Annotated in this window: 17 protein-coding genes; 2 read left to right on the forward strand and 15 right to left on the reverse strand. The window is 50.4% G+C overall.

The features are described from left to right. Window positions 1–26 precede the first annotated feature (26 nt). The 9 genes from C4F51_RS14150 to C4F51_RS14190 form a co-directional block, all read right to left on the reverse strand. A complete protein-coding gene (locus C4F51_RS14150; RefSeq protein ID WP_193910879.1) occupies window positions 27–1,055 on the reverse strand; it encodes a protein-glutamate methylesterase/protein-glutamine glutaminase in 1,029 nt (342 codons plus the stop codon). Between the two features lie 9 nt (window positions 1,056–1,064). Beyond that, window positions 1,065–1,673, reverse strand: a complete 609-nt coding sequence (gene cheD / locus C4F51_RS14155; RefSeq protein WP_328701381.1) for a chemoreceptor glutamine deamidase CheD — start codon at window positions 1,671–1,673, stop codon at window positions 1,065–1,067. Then, window positions 1,666–2,523 carry a CheR family methyltransferase gene (locus C4F51_RS14160; protein WP_193910881.1) on the reverse strand — a complete coding sequence of 286 codons (858 nt, stop codon included), beginning with the start codon at window positions 2,521–2,523 and terminating at the stop codon, window positions 1,666–1,668. The genes cheD and C4F51_RS14160 overlap by 8 nt, the downstream gene beginning before the upstream one ends. Before the next feature lie 32 nt (window positions 2,524–2,555). Beyond that, complete coding sequence (locus C4F51_RS14165; RefSeq protein ID WP_328701382.1) at window positions 2,556–4,514, reverse strand: methyl-accepting chemotaxis protein; 1,959 nt, start codon at window positions 4,512–4,514, stop codon at window positions 2,556–2,558. A gap of 25 nt (window positions 4,515–4,539) precedes the next feature. Further along, window positions 4,540–5,022, reverse strand: coding sequence for a chemotaxis protein CheW (locus C4F51_RS14170; RefSeq protein ID WP_193910883.1), 483 nt, complete (start codon window positions 5,020–5,022; stop codon window positions 4,540–4,542). After that, window positions 5,019–6,827: a chemotaxis protein CheA gene (locus C4F51_RS14175; protein ID WP_193910885.1), complete on the reverse strand. Its 1,809-nt coding sequence runs from the start codon at window positions 6,825–6,827 to the stop codon at window positions 5,019–5,021. The genes C4F51_RS14170 and C4F51_RS14175 overlap by 4 nt, the downstream gene beginning before the upstream one ends. A gap of 22 nt (window positions 6,828–6,849) precedes the next feature. After that, on the reverse strand, window positions 6,850–7,215 hold the full coding sequence (locus C4F51_RS14180; RefSeq protein ID WP_193910887.1) for a response regulator: 366 nt from the start codon (window positions 7,213–7,215) through the stop codon (window positions 6,850–6,852). Window positions 7,216–7,239: 24 nt separating this feature from the next. Further along, window positions 7,240–8,373, reverse strand: a complete 1,134-nt coding sequence (locus C4F51_RS18365; protein WP_328701383.1) for a methyl-accepting chemotaxis protein — start codon at window positions 8,371–8,373, stop codon at window positions 7,240–7,242. 358 nt (window positions 8,374–8,731) lie between these two features. Next, entirely contained in the window at window positions 8,732–10,252 is a 1,521-nt protein-coding gene (locus C4F51_RS14190) for a fumarate hydratase (RefSeq protein WP_193910892.1), read from the reverse strand. A gap of 329 nt (window positions 10,253–10,581) precedes the next feature. Here C4F51_RS14190 and C4F51_RS14195 point away from each other — a divergent pair, with 329 nt between their 5' ends. Continuing rightward, on the forward strand, window positions 10,582–12,630 hold the full coding sequence (locus C4F51_RS14195; protein ID WP_193910894.1) for a methyl-accepting chemotaxis protein: 2,049 nt from the start codon (window positions 10,582–10,584) through the stop codon (window positions 12,628–12,630). A 667-nt stretch (window positions 12,631–13,297) separates the two neighbouring features. On the opposite strand, the gene C4F51_RS14200 is transcribed toward C4F51_RS14195, so the two are convergent. From C4F51_RS14200 to C4F51_RS14220, 5 genes are all read right to left on the reverse strand, one after another. Further along, window positions 13,298–14,104 (reverse strand): hypothetical protein, encoded by an 807-nt coding sequence (locus tag C4F51_RS14200; RefSeq protein ID WP_193910896.1) that lies wholly within the window; start codon window positions 14,102–14,104, stop codon window positions 13,298–13,300. Between the two features lie 252 nt (window positions 14,105–14,356). Beyond that, a complete protein-coding gene (gene groL, locus C4F51_RS14205; protein ID WP_193910898.1) occupies window positions 14,357–16,000 on the reverse strand; it encodes a chaperonin GroEL in 1,644 nt (547 codons plus the stop codon). A gap of 55 nt (window positions 16,001–16,055) precedes the next feature. Beyond that, window positions 16,056–16,346: a co-chaperone GroES gene (locus C4F51_RS14210; protein ID WP_193910900.1), complete on the reverse strand. Its 291-nt coding sequence runs from the start codon at window positions 16,344–16,346 to the stop codon at window positions 16,056–16,058. 263 nt (window positions 16,347–16,609) lie between these two features. Beyond that, a complete protein-coding gene (locus C4F51_RS14215; protein ID WP_193910902.1) occupies window positions 16,610–17,089 on the reverse strand; it encodes an FxsA family protein in 480 nt (159 codons plus the stop codon). A 35-nt stretch (window positions 17,090–17,124) separates the two neighbouring features. Next, window positions 17,125–18,138: a DUF481 domain-containing protein gene (locus C4F51_RS14220; protein WP_328701385.1), complete on the reverse strand. Its 1,014-nt coding sequence runs from the start codon at window positions 18,136–18,138 to the stop codon at window positions 17,125–17,127. Window positions 18,139–18,245: 107 nt separating this feature from the next. Here C4F51_RS14220 and C4F51_RS14225 point away from each other — a divergent pair, with 107 nt between their 5' ends. Beyond that, entirely contained in the window at window positions 18,246–18,557 is a 312-nt protein-coding gene (locus C4F51_RS14225; RefSeq protein ID WP_193910904.1) for an MGMT family protein, read from the forward strand. Here C4F51_RS14225 and C4F51_RS14230 read toward each other — a convergent pair. After that, complete coding sequence (locus C4F51_RS14230; RefSeq protein ID WP_193910906.1) at window positions 18,528–19,913, reverse strand: AmpG family muropeptide MFS transporter; 1,386 nt, start codon at window positions 19,911–19,913, stop codon at window positions 18,528–18,530. The genes C4F51_RS14225 and C4F51_RS14230 overlap by 30 nt on opposite strands. Window positions 19,914–20,008 lie beyond the last annotated feature (95 nt).

Genomic DNA, 20,008 nt, shown 5'->3' on the forward strand with positions numbered 1-20,008 from the left:
GCGATGAAAGCATTCGCTGCTGCAGGTTAACGGGAAAGATTTCTCACAATAGCCTCCCCCACGCCATTTAAAGGAATAACCTCATTAACACCACCCAACTTGATCGCCTCTCGCGGCATACCGAAAACCACGCAGCTTTTTTCGTCCTGGGCGATGGTGTGGCCGCCTTGTTGATGGATGTTGAGCATACCCCGGGCGCCGTCTTTGCCCATGCCGGTTAGCAAGACGGCAACGGCATTTCTGCCCGCTGCGGCGGCTACCGAGTTGAAGAGCAAGTCTACTGCGGGTTTGTGGCGCAAGCTGGGGGGTTCATCGTTCAACCGGGTGATATAGGTGTTACTCATTCGAGCCACAATAAGGTGCTTGTCGCCCGGAGCCAGGAAAACGTGTCCGGGCAAAATGCGCTCCTCTCCTTTGGCTTCAACCACCGTCAAACGCGTAAGGCGGTCCAGGCGCCTGGCGAAGGATTCGGTAAATCCGGCGGGCATATGCTGGGTGATGACGATACCGGGAATATTCGACGGTAGTTGCGACAGCACCGATTTGATCGCTTCGGTTCCTCCGGTTGAAGCACCGATGGCAATTATTTTTTCAGCGCCAACCAGCGGCGTTTTATAGGCAACCGGGCTGGCTGGCGAACGGGAAGGATTATGTAATGATGCTTTTGCCGCTGCCAGCAGTTTTTCAATGATGATCTCAGCGTATTCATTCAAACCCGCCGCGATGCCCACCGACGGCTTTTCTATAAAATCCACCGCACCCAGCTCCAGCGCCCGCAAGGTGGCCTCTGCGTGTGAGTGGGTCAAGGTAGAAATCATAATCACCGGGGTTGGCCGAGCGGCCATCAGTTTTTCAAGAAAGGTCAGCCCGTCCATACGAGGCATTTCAATGTCCAGCGTGATTACATCCGGCTTGAACTGAAGAATCATTTCACGGGCAATGAACGGATCGGCCGCTGCTCCCACCAATTCCAGCTCACTGCTTTGGCGAATAATGCTCGCCAACAAACTGCGTATCAGTGCCGAGTCATCCACAATAAGCACTTTGAAAGGCATGTTCACTCCTTAGAAAAAGTCTACCTCGCCGGATTTAGGCGATAACCGCATCCGCATACGATATTCGCTCTCCCGGTCCATAATGGTGGTGTTGTGCAGTACCCGCAGCTTCTTCACCAACACTTTGCCGCTGTCCGGAAAGAAGTAAATTTTACGTGGATACACATCCAGCAAGTCCTGCGCGAGTAAAGGGATATTCTCCATACGCAGGTAGTCGAGGGTAAATTCCGCATTGCGCTGCCCGACGTTGGTAACGGTCATATTCTGCATGAGGTTGGCCCCACCAAAGACTTTCGCTTCCAACTGCCCGCGACTGGCTCCAAATTTAATGAGCTGATTGATTAGCATCTCCATCGCATAGTTTCCGTAGCGGGCTGACTCAGCTAAAAAATCACTGCTACCGGAAACATCACCGGGTAATAAAAAGTGATTCATACCGCCAAAACCGGTGCGTCTATCGCGAAGGCAAACCGCAACACAAGAACCCAGCACAGTGACTATCATCCGCTTGCTCTGTGTTGCGTAAAATTCGCCGGGTAAAATTTTCACCGCCTCCTGCTGAAAATAGCGGTCAAAATAACGGTTGGGCGCCATCTGTGCCACAGATTGTTCATTCACGGAGTGCGCTCCGGGATACCGGGCGGTAAATGGATTTACCAGCCAACGTAACAAGGTGGCTGGCATGCAAAAAACTTTCAGAGTGCCCGGCAATGTATAAACCATCAGGAGCTAACAGGCTCACCATTTTCTGCAGAATGTCCAGCTGCGTTTTTTTGTCAAAATAGATCATGACATTGCGACAAAAAATAACATCAAAAGGAGGTTTTATTGACCAACGGCTATCCAGCAAATTGATCTGTTGAAAATCAACCATACTTTTCAGGGAATCGCTTACCCTGACCTTGCCCGTTTGAGCACCCCGCCCTTTGAGAAAGTATTTTTTTAAATAGTCTTCGGGAATGTTCTTTGTGCGCGAAAGATCATAAACCCCGGTTTGTGCCTGAGTGAGCACCCGGCTGTCAATATCCGATGCGATGATCTCTACCGATGCATTACATTTTTTTGCGGTCTCCGCCAGCGTCATGGCAATGGAGTAAGGTTCTTCGCCGGTACTGGCGGCGGCACACCAGCAACGCAATGTTTTTCTCTTATTAAAAACAGTTAACGCATGGTCAGCCAATATATTGAAATGGTGTGCCTCTCGAAAAAACGCGGTCAGGTTGGTCGTTAATGCATTCACGAACTCCTCGTGCTCTTCCGGGTGTTGCTGCAACCACTGAATATATTCCTGAAAGGTTTTCAGGTGCAGCGCTTGCAACCGGCGTGACAAGCGCGAATACACCATTTGCGGTTTGCTGTCAGAGAGATTGATGCCGGTTTTCGCGAGCAGCAGCTTTCGAATAAATTCAAAATCCCTGGCAGAAAAAGCATAGCGGTCAAATTCCTGAAAAGCCTTTGTTTCATCCATAGCGGCTCCGTCAACAATCAGCCGGGGATCGGCTAAAACTCCTCCCAGTCGTCACTCCCTTGAGACTTTTTGGATAGTGCCGGTGATGTTTTTGACGGTGTTTTCGCCAGCTGTTTAGCCGGTTTGGCAAGCAGGCGGTTGGATACGGCTAACGGTTGGTTGGCATCCGTATTTAAACTGAACAAGGCTACCCGGCGGGTGAGCTGGTCGGCCTGCGACTGCAAGCTTTCTGCGGCAGCCGCTGCCTGCTCCACCAACGCAGCATTTTGCTGGGTCATATCATCCATTTGACTGACCGCGGTTGAAACCTCCTGAATCCCCAACGATTGCTCGGCAGAGGCAGAGGCAATTTCCGACATGATGTCATTGACGCGCTTGATAGCGGTCACAATTTCCTTCATGGTATTTCCGGATTTACTCACCAGTACATTGCCGTTTTCTATTTTTTTCACGGAATCGGAGATGAGGCCTTTGATATCTTTCGCGGCACTGGCCGACCGCTGCGCAAGTGTACGGACCTCTGAAGCGACTACCGCAAAACCACGCCCCTGATCTCCGGCTCTTGCCGCTTCGACGGCCGCATTGAGCGCAAGGATATTGGTCTGAAAAGCAATACCGTCAATGACACCAATAATGTCGGAAATTTTTTGCGCTGATTCATTAATCGCATTCATGGTAGCAACCACCTGCTGAATCAACTCGCCGCCTTCGGTGGCAACATTGGAGGCTTGTTCGGCAAGCGTGTTGGCTTGCTTCGCATTATCGGCATTCAGTTTCACGGTGGAGGTCAACTCTTCCATACTGGAAGCGGTTTGCTCGAGGTTGGAAGCTTGTTGCTCGGTTCGGGAAGAGAGATCGGCATTGCCTGAGGCAATTTCACTGGATGCGGTAAAAATGGTTTCCGCTGCACTGCGAATTTCGCCAATCATTGTTGAGAGGCTGGCGGTGGTATTCTGGCAATATTCCTTTAATTCACCAAAGGTGCCCTGGTAATCTGCCACAATGTTTTCGGTGAGATCACCTTTGGCCACAGCACCCAATACCCGGCTAACATCCGTTAAACCTTTTTCTGCGGTTTCAACCAGCGTGTTCAGGCCCTCCGCCAATGTCAAAAAGAAATCGTTTTTACCTTCAATGGCAATACGCTGTGAGAAATTGCCATTGGCAGCCGCCAGCACGAGCTGATTTACTTCGGCTTGCACAGCCACTTCCTGGGTGCGATCCAGCCATTCAACCACCGAGCCCAAACGCTTGCCATCGGCAGTAAAGATCGGGTTGGCTACCAGCCGAAAGTGACGGTTGCCCACCACAATATTGCCCACGTAGGTACTGGTCAGCTTTTCCAACAAGGCTTGTTGGTGGGCCGGGTTTTTATGGAAGATATCCATGTTGCTGCCAACGATGGTATCCACCGAAAAATGCGGTAGCACTTTACGTAAATCTGACTCGGCGCCGCGCAACATACGGTCCACCGATTTATTCATATAGATAATTTTCCGATCATTGTCGGCAATCATCACATTGGTTGTGGTGGCTTCCAGCGCGCCGAGCATACGGCTCATCGCATGCTCGGCGGCAACCTCTTTTGTGGTGTCCTGCCACTCAACCACCGAACCAAGGCGCTCCCCTGAATCGGAAAATATCGGGTTGGCAATCAAACGGAAATTTCGTTTTCCGACGGTGATATTGGAGGTGTAGGTGGACGATAATTTCTCCAGCAGTTGCTGCTGATGTGCAGGGTTACGGTGAAAGCTGTCCATGCTGGTGTTGATAATTCTATCCACCGAGAAATGTGGCAACACCTCGCGAATGTCTGCCTCCGCCTCACGTAGCAGTTTTTTCACGGCTTCATTCATATAAACAATGATGCGGCCGGCGTCCGCAATCATCACACTGGATGAGGTTGCATCCAGTGCCGAGGTCATTTGTCGCTGCAGTTTTTGTCTGGCGACTTCCTGATTAATTTGCTGCGAGGATTTAAAAAGATTCATAGCAATTTCCCTGATAATAATGTCGCTATTGAGCGTCCACCAACCCCAACTCATCACTGCTGATCATTTTTCCTATATCAACGACGATAATCATGTCGTCGTGCACTGCCGCCAAACCAATCAAATAACGATGGTCAAAAGCTACACCAAAATCAGGCGGGGGCTTAAGCTCAGCCTGATCCAAAGTAATCACATCGGAAACGCTATCCACCACGATACCGACAATCCGTTGGTGGATATGCAGAACAATGACGATGGTGAATTCGTTGTAAACGCTGTTACCAACCCCGAAACAGAGGCGTAAATCCACGATGGGCACAATTTCACCGCGCAAATTAATAATGCCTTTGACATGCTCCGGGGCATTGGCGATACGCGTTACCGATTCGTAGCCGCGAATTTCCTTAACGGTGAGAATATCAATAGCATAATGTTCGTCACCCAGCCGAAAAGTCAGGTATTCCCGCACCCGGTTATTATCCGTAGCAACACTGGCTGATGCCGTCATGCAGCATACCCCCGCTGTTTTTCTGAAGGGTTGTTTTCATACAAGGACTCGATATCCAGAATAAGTGCCACGCGCCCGTCGCCCATGATAGTTGCTCCGGAAATACCGGTAACGCGTCGATAATGTTGTTCAAGACTTTTGATAACCACCTGTTGCTGCCCCACCAAAGCATCAACCAACAGTGCAAAATGCTTGTGTGCCGACTCAACCAATACAATCACCCCATCGGTGGGCTGCTCAATGGTGGTTTCTATTTCCATCTCGCGGGATAAAGATACAATTGGCCAATATTGATCTCTTACCCACAGCAACTGATCCTGCCCTGCCAGCGATTTGATATTGGCAGCATCCGGTTGCAAACATTCAACGATATTTGCCAAGGGGATAATGAAAATTTCATTGCCCACCGAGACACTCATACCATCCACAATAGCCAACGTCAGCGGCAGAAATATTTTAAAACAGGTGCCCTGCCCGGCGACTGAATGGATTTCTATTCGCCCCCCCAGCGTTAGCACATTGCGTTTAACCACATCCAACCCGACTCCGCGCCCGGAAATATCGGTCACTTGCCGGGCGGTAGAAAACCCTGGGGCAAAAATCAATTGCCAGACGCTTTGGTCATCGCTCGCATTATCCACAGCAATGTTTTTTTCCAGGGCTTTGGCAATGATTTTTTCACGGTTAAGGCCTGCACCATCATCCTGAATAGCAATGACGATGTTTCCACCCTGCCGCGATGCTTGTAGCGTTACCGTTCCTCTACTCGGCTTTCCGGACGCTTGCCGCACCGATGCGGCTTCAATGCCATGGTCAATGCTGTTGCGTACCAGATGAGTGAGCGGGTCAACCAGCTTTTCGATCAGGCCTTTGTCCAGCTCGGTTTGCTCGCCTTCAATAATCAGATCGATTTCCTTATCGAGTTTTGAAGAAAGTTCACGCACAACGCGCGGAAAGCGGTTGAATACAGAAGACACCGGTAGCATGCGCACACTCATAACCGCTTCCTGCATCTCACGGGTATTGCGCTCAAGATCATCCAGAATAACCTGAAATTTTTCTGCCATTTTTCCATCCAGCTGTTCCGCCATCACCGCCAACATGGATTGCGTAATAACAATTTCACCCACCAGATTAATCAGACAATCCAGCTTTTCGACGTCCACCCTTACCGAGGCGGTCTCGCGCGCATCAACCGTTTTTTTGACCGGAGGCTTTCCGGTCGCCGGCGTAACGGCAGTCATCGCTGTGGTGATTGGCTCGGCGGGAGGCATTTCGATAATCGGCGCCGGTGTGCTGGCATCCAGCTCATCGAAAAAACCGAAGAAAGGATCCTGGTCTGCAGGTTTGGGCGTTTCCAGCGGTTGATCATCAAAAAAACCGAAACCGTCATCCGATGGTTTATTCACCGTAGAATCTGACAGCTGGAAGCTTTCGAGCTTTTTTTTCATGCGCGCAATGGCCGCGTCATCCACGGAATTTTGCTGGCGATAGGCACAGAGCGTGTCTTTGAGCACATCGGTCGCCTCCAAAAAAACATCCAGCATGGCGCGCGATGGCGCCAGTTGATGATTCCTTAATTTATCCAGCAAACCTTCGAGAATATGTGTCAGCGCGGTCAGTGCGGTGAAGCCGAATATTCCGCTGCCGCCTTTGATGGAATGTGCCGCACGAAAAATACTGTTTAACGCTTCGGTATCAGGATCGGTCAGATCCAGCGATAGTAACAACTGTTCCATGGTGTCGAGGTGCTCCTGGCTTTCCTCGAAAAAAACACCGTGAAACTGCTGCATATCGATCGACATAACACGCTTCCTGTGCGTTGGTTTAACCCAGAACCCGACGAGCGACTTCCAGCAGTTTTGCCGGATCAAAAGGCTTTACCATCCAGCCGGTTGCGCCAGCGGCTTTGCCCTGCGCTTTCATGCTGTCGCTCGCCTCGGTGGTTAACACCACAATCGGTGTTCTCAGGTAGCTGTTTAAGTTACGCAGGGATTTGATCAGGGTAAGCCCATCCATGTTAGGCATGTTCTGGTCAGTTAATACAAAATCATAATTATTTTTTTGACAGTATGCCAATGCCTGCTGCCCATCATTAGCCGCTGTTACGTCATAGTTGGCAGAACGCAAGGTGGTTTCTACCATCTGCCTTACCGAGGGTGAATCGTCCACGATCAGAATATGCTTTCCCACAAAAAACTCCTTTAGTCTGACGATCTAAAAAAATTCGACGCCCCCGCTACTCATACTGGAAGCAGACACCGGGTTATGATTTCGCTCTGCCTGCTTTTTTTGCCAGCTTTCAACTTCATTAATGACTTTTTGCTGGTCGGTATTACCATCGGCATCGACCAGCGACAGCGTTTTCATTAACGGCCACAAACGCGTCAGGGATTCCCGCGTGTAATGAATATTTTGCGATGACATATCTTCAAATTGCAGACCGCGAATCGCATCGTGCAATGCTTGTAGTAATTGCGTGGATACCATTTTCAAACCGGCAGCGACATCCAGATCGGATTGCGCTTTTTCAATCAGTGCTGTCAGGGTTTTTTCAACCTCCTGCCGTGCTGACATGACGTAGGTCATGTCCTGGGAAGCAACGCTTTGCACATCATCGGCCAGCGATTGCACCGCCCGATTGATGTGCAGTAATTGCTCCTGAATGGTGTGGCTGAAACCGGCTGAACGGTTGGATAGCGCACGTACTTCATCAGCCACGACGGCAAAGCCGCGGCCAGCATCCCCGGCGCGCGCGGCTTCAATGGCAGCATTGAGCGCCAACAAATTGGTTTGCGAGGCAATTTGATCAATATCTTTCATTGCCTTCATGACTTGCGGCATATCGGCAGAAACCTTGCCTACTTTTTCCATCAGCGCATGAGAACCCTGGCTCATGGTGATAGCGGTATTGACCAGGCGATTAAGCGTTGTTGAGGTGTTATCGGCCAGCGATGACATTTTCACACCGCCACCCAGGTCATCTTCAAATAACAAGCGGTGTACATCGCTCTGTTGTTGATCAAGTAACACTTTAAAGTCGCTAAATGCAGAATTCAGCGTCTTGATGGCATCCGCTTGAATGGAGGCGACTTGCTCCATGTTATGGAGTACTTCTTTAATAGTGTTATCAATAATGCCCACACTATTGTGGCAACTGGCAACAAAATAAGGGTCGGTAGAGGGCGGATCCGGAAATTGATTAACGGCAGCAGGATGTTTGAGAAGGTATTGAAAGATTAATGCGGCGCCAAAAGTGCTAGCAAGGGCGCCGACTAACGTATGAAAATAATAACCGGTTGCCCAGCCTGCAAGCACGGGCAACACCAGAAGTGCGTATCTGAAATCCATCTTCGGCATAAGTCCTGACCATCAATATCGATTATTGCTGCGCTGACTGCTGACACGGCGAATGTTTTTTGAGCATAGCAGTAATTTATTTTGATGTAGAGAATTTAACCTTACAGAAAATATTTTTTATTATGAAATAACTATTTCACGCAGAAAAAACTGAAGTAAAAAAATAAATATTACAAAGACATTACAACAAAAAAATAATAACCGATAAAAAATGACAATTTTTATTTCAAAAGCGAATTAACAAAAAGCCCCGCGAGCGTTTCCACTGGCGAGGCTTTTTGGTGCACTAGCTGAAGCGATAAAAAAACAAGATACAGCCGGTAGTGACCGGTTGCATCTTTACCGGGCGTTATTGAACTTCAACCACACCTTCTTCAATTTTCGCTTTCCAGACTTTCGGGCCGATGGTGTGTACTGACTCACCACGCGAATCTACTGCTACAGTGACCGGCATATCCTTAACATCAAATTCGTAAATAGCTTCCATACCCAATTCCGGGAAGCCAAGCACTTTTGATGATTTGATGGCTTGCGCCACCAGATAGGCTGCGCCACCTACCGCCATTAAATAAACGGACTTGTTATCACGAATAGCTTCAATGGCAGTAGGGCCGCGTTCGGATTTTCCGATCATGCCCAACAAGCCGGTTTGCTCCAACATGGTGCGGGTGAATTTGTCCATGCGTGTGGCGGTCGTCGGGCCAGCCGGGCCAACCACTTCGTCACGAATAGGATCAACCGGCCCCACGTAATAAATGAAGCGACCTTTCATATCCACAGGCAGCGATTCGCCTTTGGCTAACAGGTCGGTCATTTTTTTATGGGCGGCGTCACGGCCGGTCAGCATCTTGCCCGACAACAGAATCGTTTCACCGGTAGTCCAGGTTTGCACATCTTCCGGCGTTACGGTATCGAGATTTACGCGACGAACGCTGTCGCCCACGTCCCAGGAAATTTCCGGGTAATCTTCCAATGACGGCGGCGTTTGCAAAGCCGGGCCGGAACCATCCAGCACAAAATGCGCATGGCGGGTAGCGGCGCAGTTGGGAATGATCGCAATGGCTTTGTTAGCCGCATGGGTAGGGTAATCTTTGACTTTTACGTCCAGTACGGTGGTCAAACCACCCAGCCCCTGAGCGCCAATACCCAGACGGTTTACTTTGTCATACAGTTCGATGCGCAGTTCTTCAGAACGATTGCTGGCACCACGCGCCTGCAACGCCTGAATGTCCACCGGCTCCAGCAAGGCTTCTTTGGCCAGCAACATGGCTTTTTCAGCAGTACCGCCAATGCCAATGCCCAACATACCTGGCGGACACCAGCCAGCACCCATCTCGGGAACGACTTTCAAAACCCAATCAACGACCGAGTCAGACGGGTTCAACATGGCGAATTTGGTTTTTGCTTCACTACCACCACCTTTGGCAGCAACATGAATGTCTACCGTGTTACCCGGTACTATGTTGTAGTGAATAATTGCCGGGGTATTGTCTCCGGTATTTTTACGTGCACCGTCCGGGTCAGAAAGAATGGAAGCCCGCAACACGTTGTCCGGGTTCAGGTAAGCGCGACGCACACCTTCGTTAACCATATCGGTCAGGCTCATGTCTGCATCCCACTGCACGTCCATGCCCACGGTGACAAATACCGTTACGATGCCGGTGTCCTGACAAATCGGGCGGCGGCCCATGGCACACATCCGGGAGTTGATCAGAATTTGTGCCATAGCATCTTTGGCGGCTTTATTCTGCTCGCGCAAATAGGCCTGGTGAACGGCCTGAATAAAATCAACGGGGTGGTAATAGGAAATAAATTGCAGCGCATCGGCAACGCTGTCGATCAAGTCTTTCTGACGAATCACGGTTGGCATGGCGGGATCTCATTGTTGTATGGAAAAACGGCGGGGATTTTACACCATCAACGGCCGGATTCCGTGTTATTTCCGCAATCAACAAAACACCAAAAAAAGAAACAAGAATCATTTTTGTTTGGTTATTAAATTCCTCACCGGCCACTCGTCCATGGAATAGCTTTTGCTTTAAACAAATGAAGCGGCAACTCTTCACCGGTTGTCGCTTCAGTGGATCAGGAAGCGCAATTTTTGAGACGTACCCATGCCGCCCCCGGCAACCCTCTCGACATCCTGCCTTCGACAAGGAAAACGCCAGCAATGTAAATCACCTTATCGGGATTCAAGGTATGCCAACACCATCCACGCAATTACGCTTTTATCAAAGTTTGAAAGGACAAATTTTTCTTTACCTGTTACTGCCCATCGTGGTGATCCTCGCCATTATTATTACCGTCAACGCCTTTCGGGAGCTGGCCGCCGCGCATAAAAATATTGAAATTACGCTGCTGCATTCGGTACAAAACACCGCCTTGCGTCTGGAGCAGGATAATGCGCTGGCACTGCAAACGGCTAAAACCATGGCCGATGCGCAAACTGCCGGGCTATTTGGCCTGCGAGAAGAATCCAGCCGTTTTGCGCGCAATGTATTGCAAAACAACGAGGCGTTTACCGGCGCCTATTTTGGCTATGAGCCCAACGCTGACGGACAGGATGACCATACTCAGGCCATCGAACCGCTAACCCATGCGGTCAATGAGCAGGGTCGCTTTTTACCTTACTGGCATCGCGACGCAAACCAGCTGGTATTAACCCCGTTGGTCGATATGGAAACCAGTCTTTATTACGATGGCGTACAGCGATTATTTCTGCGCACTCAAAAAGTACAAGGGTTGATTACCGAGCCCTATTCCTATCAGGGAAAAATGATTGTTGAACAAACTTTTCCGATTGTTATCGGCAACAGCTTTAAAGGCATCGCCGGTGTGGATCGTTCGCTGGATTATATTGACCGGCTGCTGAATAACCTCAAACAACAAAACGGCCAGGATTATTTTCTAATCAGCCGCGAGCACAAAGTTATCTCTGCTACCGGCCAGGCCGGCGAATTGAAAACCCGAGCCATTGCCCAAACGCCCTACCATGCGCTGTTTGATCAGGCGATTGGCAGCGCAGGAAATAGCGGCCAGGCCGTTATGCTTGAACAGGACCCGACAGACAACAGCGCCTATTATTTTTCGGTAGCCACCATTGATGAAGGAGGCTGGATTCTTATTCAACGCACCAGCGAACAAAGCCTTATCGGCCCGGTGTATGCCGGTATTGGAAAAACCCTGATGGTCGCAGGCGCAGGGTTAATCGCCATTATTATTTTATCGCTCTGGTTTGTTGGCTCCATCAGCCGCCGTATAGACCGCGCCGTTCATCTCGCCAATCGGGTTAGCACTGGTGATATCGAAGGCATTGCCATTCAACAGCAGCAGACGATTAAAGACGAAATTGATGTGCTGGTTCATGCACTGAACGGTGTATTTGAGGCCTACCGGGATATCAGCCAGATGTGTAACGCCATCGCCGGCGGTGATTTTTCATCAAAGATGCACCCACGTAGTGACCGCGATAATGTAAGCCGCACGCTCAACGACATGTCAGCAAAACGGCGCGAAATTGAAGAAAAATTACGTGAACGCAGCAACCGTATTCTGGAGAGCACCACGCAACAGGGCCGTGAAATTGAAAGCGTTGCCGCTGCCATGCATGAAATGACCGCGACTATTTCGGAAGTAGCTGGCTTGGCCAATCGCTCTGCAGACGGCGCGGTCAGCACCGTCGATGCCATTGGCAAAGTTAAACAACAACTCGGTAACGCGGTGAAAGAGGTGCAAGCGTTATCACAGGACATCAGCAAAACCAGCAACGCCGTCAGCAAAGTGTCCGACAGCAGCGACAACATTAATAAAATTATTGAAGTGATCAACGCGGTTGCCGAACAAACCAACTTGCTGGCGCTCAATGCGGCCATTGAAGCGGCGCGCGCCGGTGATCAGGGGCGAGGCTTCGCGGTGGTTGCCGATGAAGTACGTGGCCTTGCCCAAAAAACCCGGCAATCGACAGAAGAAATTCGCGGCTTGATTAACCAGCTGAGTGGCGATGTTAAAGAAGCGGTGGGGCTGGTAGATCGTGGTCTGGTGCGAGCCAACCACAGCGTTACCCTCTCGGTAGAGTCTGACCAGTCATTGTCACAGGCTACACAGCAGGTGGAGATGATCAGCAATCACATGTTGCAAATCGCAGTATCCGTTGAGGAACAAAGCACCACTTGCGAAGACATTAACCGCAACCTGGTAGGCATACAGGACGCGGCTTACGAGCTTAGCCGTACCGCCACCACACACTGATGACGGCAATGCACCAATGCGGCGCAAAGCATGCGTGCAATGCATTCCACATTGGTGCAGGCTTTTCGCCCGGGCAGGTAAAACCCGGGAGTCGAGCCAAATGACAGGTTGCAAAATGAGTGATCAGGAATTGACCGGATGCTGAAACCCCTGTGGTTATGCGGCTCAGGAGGGTTACCAAAAGTTCTTACACATAGTTATCCACAGAGAATGTGGATAATGGCTTCGGCGGTAGTTAACCGTGGCTGTGTATAAGCCGATTTCCGATTATTTTTTTCCAGGAAAATCAAGCTTCTGCCAAAATTTTCAACGCGTTTTTTAAACCCCGAAATCGCTTGACGGAGGCTGAAAAATAGCGGTTTTTTCTCATTACGCAACTGATCATAAATCAATCACATCTCGCAACCCCAGTGTTTACAAGGCTTAGCCGGGTTACCAAAAGTTCTTACACATAGTTATCCACAGAGAATGTGGATAATGGCATGAGCAGGGTTTATCCACATTGCCTGGAATAGTGCCAATGCTCTCCGGTTTGCCCGGGAACGGCCAAAAATAATCGCCCAAACGGATATTGCCAAGCAAAAAAACGGCGAGTCATAGGACTCGCCGTCTGGTTTTCACCGTCTGAAATATATCAGGCGGTAGAATCTCTACTCAGCAAAACTGATCAGTTAATACCCAGTTGCTGTTTGATACGCAAAATGTCGCTGTTTAATGTTCTGCGGTTGGCATCAATAGCAGCAATAGCTTCTTCGCTAGTTCTTACTTTACCTTCGATGGCTCTCAGGCTGGCCAACTGCGCGTCAGTACGGTCGAGTTGTTCAGTAAGATCCTGCAAGCGTTTACGCTGGTCTTCAATGCCCTTCACCGCGGTGTCCAGTTTGGCTACCGAATTTTCTACCGCCGTTTTACTGGCAGTCAGCTCGGGTCTGAGCGCTGTTGCGGCGGTTTTTGCTTCAGTGGCATCTTTTTTGGCAGCAGCCACGTCGGTTTTAATAGTGGCGAGATCTTTTCCCAAACCGGCAATTTTGTCGGTGTTGGCGGCGATGGCTTTACGGTTGGTATCGTTGGAAATACCCCAGAGTTTGCGGATTTCCGAATCCACCCACTTCAGTTTGGCATCGACCTGAGTCAACGACTGGCTGGACTCGTCAGAACTGACATTCAGCCGCCCTTCCAATTCAGCAATGCGATTTTCTGCATTGGTGAGACTTTTCTCCGCCCCCACCAGCTTCCAGCCTAAAAAGCCACTACCGGCAGTAGCCGCCAGCGCAACAACCAACGCTACCAGCGCAAGCGGGCTACCGGAAGAGGGAGCCGTAGATGATGGCCGTGATGGGGGCGGAGGTGGTGGTGTATGGGGGCGAGTTGGCCGGGGTTCGGGTGCTGGCGGCACGGTGCGACGAATACCAGCGTCGTCCCGCTCCGGTTGCGAATTGGTTGAGGGCGAAAATGTGGGTTCTTTACGTTCCATAATTCAAAAGCACCTGACGTTTGAAATCTGCGTCACATTCTATCGTAGCGCAACCACCAAAAGAAGCGGCCACCTGGCAGCCGTTAAAAAACAGGCAAAAATTGCCGGAAGCCATGTGTGACCCGCAGCTGCCGTTGCCTGATGCGTGGCCACACGTGATGGTAGGCCACAAAAAAAAAGAAGGCGACCGGAGTCGCCTTCTTCGAACAGTGCGGGTTGTCATGGTTCCCCATGACAAGTCCGGACGGGCTATTACATCATGCCGCCCATACCACCCATACCGCCCATGCCACCCATGTCCGGTGCAGCTGACTTGTCTTCCGGCAGGTCAGCAACCATAGCTTCGGTGGTGATCATCAGACCGGCAATAGAACCGGCAGCCTGCAGTGCAGTACGGGTTACTTTAGCCGGGTCAAGGATACCCATTTCCAGCATATCGCCATATTCACCGGTAGCAGCGTTGAAGCCGAAGTTACCAGTACCCTGCTTCACTTTGTCAGCGATAACAGAAGGCTCTTCACCGGCGTTGGCCGCGATTTGACGCAGCGGTGCTTCCATCGCACGACGTGCAATAGCGATACCGGCGTTCTGGTCTTCGTTGTCGCCAGTCAAATCAGCGATAGCAGCAACAGCACGCAGCAAGGCAGTACCACCACCAGGAACCACGCCTTCTTCTACCGCAGCGCGGGTAGCATGCAACGCATCTTCTACACGGGCTTTCTTCTCTTTCATTTCCATCTCGGTGGCAGCGCCCACTTTGATGACAGCAACACCGCCAGCCAGTTTGGCTACGCGCTCTTGCAGTTTTTCACGATCGTAATCGGAAGAAGTTTCTTCGATTTGTACACGGATTTGAGAAACACGTGCTTTGATCTCGTCGGTTTTACCGGCGCCATCAACAATCACGGTGGTTTCCTTGTTCATGGTTACGCGCTTGGCGGTACCCAGATGCTCAACAGTAGCGCTTTCCAGATCCAGGCCGATTTCTTCAGAAATCACGGTAGCACCGGTCAGTACAGCGATGTCTTGCAGCATGGCTTTACGACGATCGCCGAAGCCTGGTGCCTTACAGGCAGCCACTTTTACGATGCCACGAATGTTGTTCACAACCAGTGTTGCCAGCGCCTCGCCTTCAACGTCTTCAGCAACAATGATCAGCGGCTTGCCAGACTTGGCAACGCCTTCCAATACCGGCAGCAACTCACGGATGTTGGAGACTTTCTTGTCAACCAGCAGGATGTAGGGGCTGTCCTGCTCAACACTCATGTTGTCCTGGTTGGTGATGAAGTACGGAGACAGGTAACCGCGGTCAAACTGCATACCTTCTACAACGTCCAGCTCATTCTCAAGGCTGGTGCCTTCTTCAACGGTAATAACGCCTTCTTTACCCACTTTTTCCATGGCTTCGGCAATCAAACCACCGATGGAAACATCGCTGTTGGCAGAGATGGTGCCAACCTGGGAGATGGATTTGCTGTCAGAACATGGCTGGGCGATAGATTTTACGTGGGCCACAGCAGCGATAACGGCTTTGTCGATACCACGCTTCAGGTCCATCGGGTTCATACCGGCAGCAACAGACTTCAGACCTTCGTTAACGATAGCCTGAGCCAGAACAGTTGCAGTGGTAGTACCGTCACCGGCATCATCAGACGCACGTGAAGCAACTTCCTTCACCATTTGTGCGCCCATGTTTTCAAATTTGTCTTTCAGGGAGATTTCTTTGGCAACGGACACACCGTCTTTGGTCACGGTAGGCGCGCCGAAAGACTTTTCCAGTACCACGTTACGACCTTTTGGGCCCAGGGTTGCTTTTACCGCATCGGCCAGAATGTTGACACCAACAAGCATACGCTGACGGGCGCTATCACCAAATTTTACATCTTTAGCTGACATAATCCATTTCCTTCAAAAATTCGTTCAAACAGAGGGTTGTTCGTTAAATCAGGGCTTAAACCAGTACAGCCTTGATATCACTCTCGTTCAGAATGACCAGCTCTTCGCCGTTCACTTCAATAGTGTCACTACCGGCATATTTGCCGAACACCACAACGTCACCCACTTTTACATCCAGCGGACGCAATTCGCCGCTTGCCAATACACGGCCATTACCCACCGCCAGGACTTCGCCCTGATTCGGTTTTTCTTTGGCTGAACCCGGCAGTACGATACCACCCGCGGTTTTTGTTTCTTCTTCTTTGCGGCGAACCACAACACGGTCATGTAAAGGACGAATATTCATGAGCTCATTCTCCAACAAGCGATTAAACAAAAAAATGCCGGGAGATTCCCGGAATGATACCTAAATAGAGACAACCCTTTGGATTTCAAGCCACTACGTAAAAAAAGACCTTGAATCAGGGTTGCCCCAAAAAAGCTGTGTGAGATATGTGGGGCCGTTACCCGCGATTTCAACAGCCTTATACAAAATATTTGTGGTTTATTACAAAAAAGCCCATGCCGGCAATAACGGCATGGGCTCCGGAGCCGCAGCTGAAAACACCCTTAACGCCTTAAATCGTCCTCACCGCGTGGCAAATACTGTTGTGCAGGTCTGGATTGGGCGTCATCCACCGGTTCCGCCTCGCCTTCATAAAGGTTGCCCTGCCGACCGGTCTGGTAAAAATGGCTACTCACCTGGGCGTTTTTCATCCAGCGCTTGACCAGCAGCTGCTGTAAGGGCGGTAACAACAACAAGAAACCGATCAAATCGGTGGCAAAGCCCGGCAAAATCAGCAGCACCGCCGCCAGCGATACAAAGATCCCCTTGGCCAGCGCCGCTGTTGGTTGCTGCCCGGCAGACATCAGTTCACGCGCCTGGCGCAGGCTGGCGGTGCCTTGCACCCGCAGCAGTGTGACGCCAGCAACAATCATCAGGAGTAGCCAGCCAAGGGTTGCCAGCACGCCGATTTCGCTGCCAATTTTAATCAGCAGCACAATCTCGATGACCGGCAAAATAAGAAAGAACAACACCAAAAAACGCATAAGTCAGCAAATTTCCTGCGGTGGGAGAACCGAGTCTACCATTTATAACTCACCCCCAGCGACAGCCGGGTATCTTTGGATTCTTTATCGGGGCGCGGTTCTTTATCAATGCTGTAGTCCAGCTTGATCTCGGAATAAATGCGGCTGATCAGCATCGTGCTCAGCCCGGTAGTGCTTTTAAGGCGCCAGTTGCTACTGGAATCGAAAGATTGCATAAACTCATTCACATGGAAAAACCCCACCCCCCAAGGCAAGGTGTGGCGAAAATTCATGGTCGAGCGACCCGCCGAAAAGTTATCGTCGTCTTCAAAGGCATCAGCCGATTCCTGGTATTCCTCGCCGAAGTAGGCAACCCCCAAATTCATACTCAAGGCTGAATCGCGACTTTCCCAGAATTGATAACCGGCACCCGAACCGAATACGTAGTAAGCCTCAGTGCCTTTACGTTCGTCCGCACCGACCTCCATGTTGTTGTACCAGAACCAGCGCTCGCGAAAAAACCAATCCACTGAATAGCCGGTGTTCCACTTTTTCGGCGAATTGGCCTCGCCCAGCGCGGTTTCTGCATACTCTCCGATAAAGTTATGTCGCCATTCGGATTTGCGCAGCGACATTTCTGTTTGCAGATTCCATTCGTCACGTACCTCGTTACCGCGAGCATAGGTACCGAGCAGGCTCAAGCGGCCATGATGGGTGTATTTTTCTTCAACAAAGTCTTCGTAAGGTACCATCGCCTTGATAGACAACAGCGATACGCGGTTCATGCGCGAACGCAAGCCACAGTAATACACCAGATTTTCTTGCTCCATTTTTTCAACGATACAGGGTGTCCGGTTGCCATTGATTTTGAGCGGGGTTGAGCTGCTGAAATTTTTGATGCGCTGCTTGGGAATGTTCTGAACACCGAAGTTGACCGTGTTCCACACCAGATTATCGCCGTCCACCCGAACCAGTTCGCCAGCCACACGGTCGCCATTGAGCAACTCAATATGACCTGCCTGCACCAACGGAACCCATAAAAGAACTATCAAAAAACGTAAAAATTGCACGGCGAAATACCTGATAATACCCGGCTATGTTCAACAACTGATTACACTGGCGAGCCTGCGCCGTGGCAATCATAAAAGTGTTAATTAAGGTAAGTTACGGAAAATTTATGACTAACATCGCATCCAGAGAAGCCATCTGGTTGGCGCTTAGCCAGATTCCGCCGGGTAAAGTGGTCACTTACGGTGAGCTGGCGCGCATGGCCAATTTGCCACGCGCAGCGCGTTTGGCAGGAACCGTTTTGAAACAATTACCGGAAAACTCACAATTGCCCTGGCATAGAGTTATTAACGCACAAGGCAAACTGTCGCTACCGGCATCAACACCCGCCGGTAAGGAACAGGCAAGGCGTCTGACCGCAGAAGGCGTGATTATATCCGCAGGGAAAGTATCACTGGCTCAATTCGGTTGGCTGCGCTGATTCACGCTGTTTGAATTTGCGGCCAATAATCAGTAACAATACGAGGCCGGGCACCACCATTAACGCGGTGATAACAAAAAACAGCGCCCAGTTTCCGCCCAGCGAATCCACCATCTGGCCGCTAAACGAAGACAATGCAGTTTTGCCAAAATTGCTCAATGACGATAAGAGCGCATATTGTGCAGCAGAGAATGCGCGGCCAGTCAGCCAACTGAGAAACGACACCATGGCAACCGTGGCAAAGGCTGTAGTGAAGTTGTCCACCAGAATGGTGGCGAGAAACAGCGATTCTTTGGGGCCGGCAATGGCAATCCAGGCAAACATCAAATTGCTGCCAGCCATGGCCACACCGCCGACAAATAACCCGCGAATAATACCGTAGCGAATATTGATGGCACTGCCTATCAGGGTAAATGCTACCGTGGCGAACCAGCCAATCAGCTTGGAGTATTCGGCAATTTGTTCATTGGTAAAACCGACTTCGCGATAAAACACAATCGACATACGGCCGAGAAACGCCTCGCCCAATTTGAACAGAAAAACAAAACATAAAATCATCAGCGCCAGCTGCCAGCCGTTGCGACGAAAAAATTCAGCGAAAGGTTCAATTACCGTAACAGAAATGCGGGCGAGTATTTTTCGCCAAATGCTGTCAGTCACTGCCAGTTGCTGTTGATAACGCAACTCTGCCTGACGCTGTAAAAATTCGCGATCGGTAACCGGCTCACGAATCAGCAAGGTAAATACCATTAACAAGCCGATAAACGCCGCCAGCCCAAGATATACAGCATTCCAGCCTACAGTGTCCGCATAAGCAAACGCGAAATAACCCGGCAGTGAAAAACCGGTCCACCAGCCAATCACCCCCATCGCTGCTGCAGGTGGCAGTTTGGTTTTTTCATCGCCAATAATATCAATACGGTAAGCATCAATTGCAATATCCTGGGTTGCCGAGCAGGTAGTAATGCAGAGGGCTAGCAGCGAGGTCCACAACAGACTTTCTGCAGGGTTGGTAAAGGCAATGCCGAGCGTTGCCAGCAACATTAAACCCTGCATGAAAAAAATCCAGCCGCGACGCTGGCCAAGGCGAGTACAAAACAACGGCAAGCGAACGCGATCAAGCAACGGTGCCCATAAAAAATTGATCGCGTAAACAAGGGTGACTGAACCGAAAAAACCGATAGCAGAGCGGGACAAACCGGCGTCACTGAGCCAGCCGCTCATACTGGAGCCGACCAGAACCCACGGAAAACCGGAAGCACAACCCAGCAAAAAAATATAAAAAAGGCGGTGATCGGAATACGACAAGAGCGTCTCACGCCAGCCCTGTGATTTGCCATCAAGGCGATTCAACATATTTTTCTACCGGTGGTTGAACGAGCATTATGATTATCAATAAGCGTTTGGCGCTTCGCCGCTGCGGCAGGGTGTTTAAACCGCAGCGGCTTTGC

Source organism: Cellvibrio polysaccharolyticus (genome assembly GCF_015182315.1).
Lineage (GTDB): Bacteria > Pseudomonadota > Gammaproteobacteria > Pseudomonadales > Cellvibrionaceae > Cellvibrio > Cellvibrio polysaccharolyticus.